The sequence below is a fragment of the Paenibacillus sp. JJ-223 genome, from assembly GCF_927798175.1.
Taxonomy (GTDB): Bacteria; Bacillota; Bacilli; order Paenibacillales; family Paenibacillaceae; genus Paenibacillus; species Paenibacillus hubeiensis.
The window spans coordinates 1-1929 of sequence record NZ_CAKMMP010000036.1 but is presented as its reverse complement, the minus strand read 5'-3'; the positions used below and the strand labels follow the sequence as shown (position 1 = coordinate 1929).

Annotated in this window: 1 protein-coding gene; it reads left to right on the top strand. The window is 48.5% G+C overall.

The window, feature by feature from the left end; genetic code table 11:
- Positions 1 to 532 precede the first annotated feature (532 nt).
- Complete coding sequence (gene ltrA / locus L6H98_RS31135; protein WP_236421567.1) at positions 533 to 1825, top strand: group II intron reverse transcriptase/maturase; 1293 nt, start codon at positions 533 to 535, stop codon at positions 1823 to 1825.
- Positions 1826 to 1929: the final 104 nt, after the last annotated feature.

The window sequence follows — 1929 nt, the reverse complement described above, 5'->3', positions numbered from 1 at the left end:
GGCGTGCCCAGCTAAGCACGCATCTTCTAGCCGGTGAAAGTCCGGTCGCAGGAGGGGCCAAGCCCCTGCGTAGCTAGGATACTTGCGTATAGCGAAATCTGTGCGCAAAAGCGTATCGACGAAAGTACCTGTCAGAGACAGGGCGAGCAACAAGCCAGGCTGTAACATGAAGTGAATCCTGCCGCGTCGTTAAAAAGGCCTCGCAAGAGGGACAAGAGGAAGCCGAGTCTCGCGAATGTGGACGAAGGCCATGGAAGCTGCAAAGAACTTGGAACAACAGCGAAGAATCCTCCGGCGTATAGGGAGCAGCATGGAATGAAAGAGGATGCAGTGAACTGGGGAGACCCTCCCCCACACGGAATTTTTTTTTAGGAATTCGTAAAGAGACATTCTATAAGTCTAAAAGACGAAGTGAAACGTCTGTGGGAAGGGAGTCCGAGGGGCTCATAGTACCGAAGAACCCAAGGACAACATAACCTTGGGGAGGGAAGGAGCCCTGCTTTGTTTATGCTTTTGGAGGAGGTACGAGTGAGTGAATGCCAGACGGCTAACAACACCAAAGGAAAAAGTTCAACAACTCCAAGAAAAGCTAGGTCATGTGGCCAAGAAGAACAACAAGCGTAAATTCCATGCTTTGTACGACAAAGTCTACCGGTGGGATGTCTTGCAGGAAGCCTGGAGACGAGTGAAAGCGAACAAAGGAGCGGCAGGTGTAGATGCTGTGACGCTGGCTGACATAGAGGAACAAGGAGAACTGACTTTCCTCAAGGACTGCGAAGGAGCGTTGAAAGAAGGCAACTACCATCCACAGCCTGTACGGCGGCACTACATCCCAAAGAAAGATGGGAAGCAAAGACCGCTGGGCATACCCACCGTGCGCGATAGAGTCATCCAGATGGCAACGAAACTCGTGATCGAACCTATCTTTGAAGCAGATTTTGAGGATGTATCTTATGGATTTCGTCCGAAACGAAGTGCGAAAGGAGCGCTGGAACGAATTCGGAAAGCCTGCAACCGCAAAGGGAATTGGGTAGTCGACGTCGATATCCAAGGTTACTTCGATAACATGAATCAAGAGAAGCTCATGAAATTGGTACAAATGCGTATCAATGACAGGAGGATCTTGAAGTTAATCCGGAAGTGGCTTGAAGCGGGAATCATGGAAGAAGGAAACGTACGGCGTTCTGATTTAGGAACACCGCAAGGTGGTGTCATATCTCCACTGCTCGCGAATATCTATCTGAACTACTTTGACCGATTGTGGGAGAAACACGGAAGTGGAGTGGGAGAACTGACAAGATATGCAGACGATTTTGTGGTGGTCTGCAAAACCAAAAAGGACGCGGAGCATGCGTATGAACTTATACGCAGAATCATGGAACGTCTAGAGCTAACCCTGCATCCGACCAAAACCCGCATTGTAGGCTTATGGACGGGAAACGAAGGATTCGACTTTTTAGGGATGCACCACCGAAAAACGAAAGCAGAAACGTCGCAAGGGAAGGTATATTACACCACGCAGCAATGGTTAACCAAAAAGGCAGAAGAACGTATTCGTGGAGTCGTTAAAGAGCGATTATCCCCGCCAAGTATGCGATCCAGATCGTTTGCAGAACATGTGAAATGGCTCAATCTGAAGATTCAAGGGTGGAGAAATTATTATTACACAAGCTACAGCCAGAAGAGACTAGCAAAGCTGGATTGGTATATTTTGCAACGGTTAACCCGGTGGTACGCGAAGAAGAGACAACGCAGAAAATGGATGGGTTCAGTAGCTGAGGTTAAAAATATCGCCGCCCAATATGGACTAAAAACGCTGTTGTAATTTGCATGCCCATGAACGAAGAACATCGGAAAGCCGTATGAGGGAAAACCTCACGTACGGTTTGATGAGGAGGGGCTGGGTTTTGCCCAGCCTTTTACTCTAGA